This is a genomic window from Thermodesulfobacterium thermophilum DSM 1276 (assembly GCF_000421605.1).
Lineage (GTDB): Bacteria > Desulfobacterota > Thermodesulfobacteria > Thermodesulfobacteriales > Thermodesulfobacteriaceae > Thermodesulfobacterium > Thermodesulfobacterium thermophilum.
Window position 1 is genome coordinate 1 of sequence record NZ_ATXI01000038.1, and the last position, 1,849, is coordinate 1,849.

Here is a 1,849-nt window from a genome sequence, read left to right on the forward strand (position 1 = left end):
GCGATTTTGAGAAGTTTAAGAAGGTTTACAGTTTATTTTATAGGAGAATTTATTTTTTCTTTTCTTAGTTTTGTTTGTATCATCATAGGACTTTATTTTTTTAGAGATTATAGGGTTTTGCCCATCAGTTTGTCTTTGTCTCAGTTTTTAGCCACTCTGTATATGGTGTATACGGCACGAGAGCATATAAAATTTAGGTTTTACATGGATGAAAACGTGCGACTTTTACTAAAGCATTTTTTCTATCTTACAGGTATTTATGGTGTTTTTCATCTTTACATACTTGTGGATAGAGCCTTTGGTTCTCTTCTGGGAGAAAAGGGGGTTTCAGCCCTTACTTATGGGCTTTTACTTGCTCATGCCCCAAAAGGAGTCATAAAGTTTGAGCATATGGCAATAACCTCGCTTTCAGAGGTAGGTGGTGCTCTATACAAGTTAAATTTTTACATAAAAAAGCTCTTACTTATTAGCACGGCCTTTACCTTCTTTTTTGTTTTATTTTCAGACCTTTTAGTTGACCTTTTCTTTGGCCATGGAGCATTTACTAAAACCGATGTTCATCTTACAGCCACAGCTACAAGATTTTATGCTCTTTCTCTGCCCTTTGCCTTTCTCTGGCCTGTGCTTTATCGAGTTTTTCAGATACAAAATAGATTAAAACCTATTTTTTTAGTAGCTATATTAGGGGTTTTGGCTAACGCAATGTTTAACTACCTTTTTGTAGTAAAGTTAGGGCTTGGTATAATCGGGATCTGCCTTGGAACCTTTTTAGCATATCTTGTGATCTGTTTGGTTTCTTATATAATAATATGGAAGTTTAAAAATGGTTAAGTTTTTTATGTGTAAAAATTTACAGCAATTAAAAATACAAAAAGTATGGGTGTTTCATCTATGACCTTAGACAGGACTGAAAGATTTAGATTACACAAAAGGGGATATAAAAGATGAAAGCAATAATCCTTGCTGGTGGTTCTGGGACAAGGCTTTGGCCTTTATCAAGGCAAAATTATCCTAAGCAATTTTTAAAATTTTCTGAAGATGGGTCACTTTTCCAGCAAACCTTGAACCGACCTGTGAAATGGAGAAATGGCTTTTTTTCCCCTAATTTGCCGATAGAAAATAAAATCAAAAAATCTTTCCGTAATCTTTAAACTTAAAAATCATATTTCTTAGTTACTTTCTATAGTTCTTCCCCAACTCTCATATAAAATCTATTCCATTTTCTACCTGTACCCACTCCTCTCAATCTTTTTCCCATGTTTCTAAACATATTCCTCCCATAACCTCTCTTAACCTCCCCATATACAAACTCTACTAACCCCACCTTTCACACTAACCCATTTAACCGTCTCTATCCTTCTCCTCCTGTAATCCCATGGCAGTATTTCCTCTTTTAACATCACAAAAATGTTATAACTCAAAACCTATAACGCAAACCAAAACGCATTGGCTCCAAAATCCCCAAAAGGCATATATTCAGCTCCAAATCCTATCTTCAACTCCTTGATAATGTTCTCCATCTCCCCCCTCTCGTTGTACCGGTAAACCAACTCACTATACTCTTACCCTCAGGCAAAATCTCAAAAACTGCCTCTATCGCCCTTACATGCCCATCATCCCTATTGCCTTCCTTAAATTTATGATAAACTATCAAAGGCACCTCTTTAAAGGCCGTAATCATGGGTCTATCTCCACGAAATCCCTTTTAAGTCATCTTGGGATGTCTGTTTTTCTGCTTGTATGTTGCAAGGTGATGTAACCTCTGTTTGAACCAGGTAAAGGCATATGTTGGTCTATTAAGGTTTTTATTCCAGAGTTTTTGAGGAAGGCATCAACAAGAGCAAGTCCT

General features: G+C 36.1%; 3 protein-coding genes. 2 read left to right on the forward strand and 1 reads right to left on the reverse strand.

What is annotated here, in order from left to right:
- Together H529_RS0109370 and H529_RS0109375 are read left to right on the forward strand one after the other, a co-directional pair.
- On the forward strand, window positions 1–831 hold an 831-nt coding region (locus H529_RS0109370; protein ID WP_022856228.1), incomplete at its 5' end, for a lipid II flippase MurJ.
- A gap of 113 nt (window positions 832–944) precedes the next feature.
- Window positions 945–1,151: a sugar phosphate nucleotidyltransferase gene (locus H529_RS0109375; protein ID WP_022856229.1), complete on the forward strand. Its 207-nt coding sequence runs from the start codon at window positions 945–947 to the stop codon at window positions 1,149–1,151.
- A gap of 344 nt (window positions 1,152–1,495) precedes the next feature.
- On the opposite strand, the gene H529_RS0109390 is transcribed toward H529_RS0109375, so the two are convergent.
- Window positions 1,496–1,681, reverse strand: a complete 186-nt coding sequence (locus H529_RS0109390; RefSeq protein ID WP_022856232.1) for a hypothetical protein — start codon at window positions 1,679–1,681, stop codon at window positions 1,496–1,498.
- Window positions 1,682–1,849: the final 168 nt, after the last annotated feature.